Here is a 934-nt window from a genome sequence, read left to right on the forward strand (position 1 = left end):
ATCCGGGGTTTAAAACCACTGAGGTGGAGTTGAACGACGGCGGTGTGTGGGTGGTGTCGAAGTCGAAGAACGCCGTGGGCCGGTTGAATTACCCGTCCCGGGTGCTGGACGGTGCGGTGACGCCGGCGTCGACGGCTTTTGACATCCTGCAGGACGCCGGCGAGGTGTTTGTTGATGACGAGTCGGGTTCAACGCTGAACCAGGTGTCCGCCGCTAACATGCGCCTGGGCGGGGACAAGCAGCTGCCGGGTGCTGCTGCGGTCAGTTTCGGGTCCGCCGTTTTGGCGGTGACGGATGCCGCTTCGGGGAAGGTTTGGGCGGTCTCGCCGTCCACCGTTAACGGCTTTGATGAAGAAGCGACGGAGCCGGTGCTGGTGGGCGCGGCGGGGACTGTTTCTGCGGTGGGTGCCGATGACCGGATTTATTCGGTGGACCCGGACTCGGGCGTGGTGACGGTGACCGGTGTTGATGCCAATGGAGTGGTGCTCTCTTCGGAGTCCGAGACGTGGGATGCGTTGAAGGGTGCGGGGGACCTCCAGCTGACGGTGGTGGGGGACCAGCCCGTTGTTCTGGATGCTGCTGCCGGGAGGTTGTTCCTGCCCGGTGGCAGGCAGCTGGACCTGGCGGATGCGCGGGACGCGAAGCTGCAGGCGTCCGGTCCGGCGAGTGACTTTGTGGCGGTTGCCACGCAGAAGGCGTTGCTGAAGCAGCCCCTGGATGGTGGTACGGCGAAGACGGTGGGTTTTGACGGTGAGGGTGTGCCGGCGGCTCCGGTCCAGTTGGCCGGGTGTGTGCATGCTGCGTGGTCGGGGGCGAACAAATACGTCCGGGACTGCGTCAATGATGCTGATGACAAGAATGTGGCCGTGCCCAAGGCGAGTGCGTCGCCGTCGTATGTTTTCCGGGTGAACCGGGACCTGGTGGTCCTCAATGA

Annotated in this window: 1 pseudogene; it reads left to right on the forward strand. The window is 64.2% G+C overall.

The features are described 5' to 3' along the window. Positions 1-934 (forward strand): annotated as a pseudogene (locus ACU18_RS18835) (Ig-like domain-containing protein); the annotation flags it as partial.

Origin of the sequence: Arthrobacter sp. ZBG10 (assembly GCF_001238605.1) — a bacterium.
In the GTDB taxonomy this organism is placed as follows: domain Bacteria; phylum Actinomycetota; class Actinomycetes; order Actinomycetales; family Micrococcaceae; genus Arthrobacter.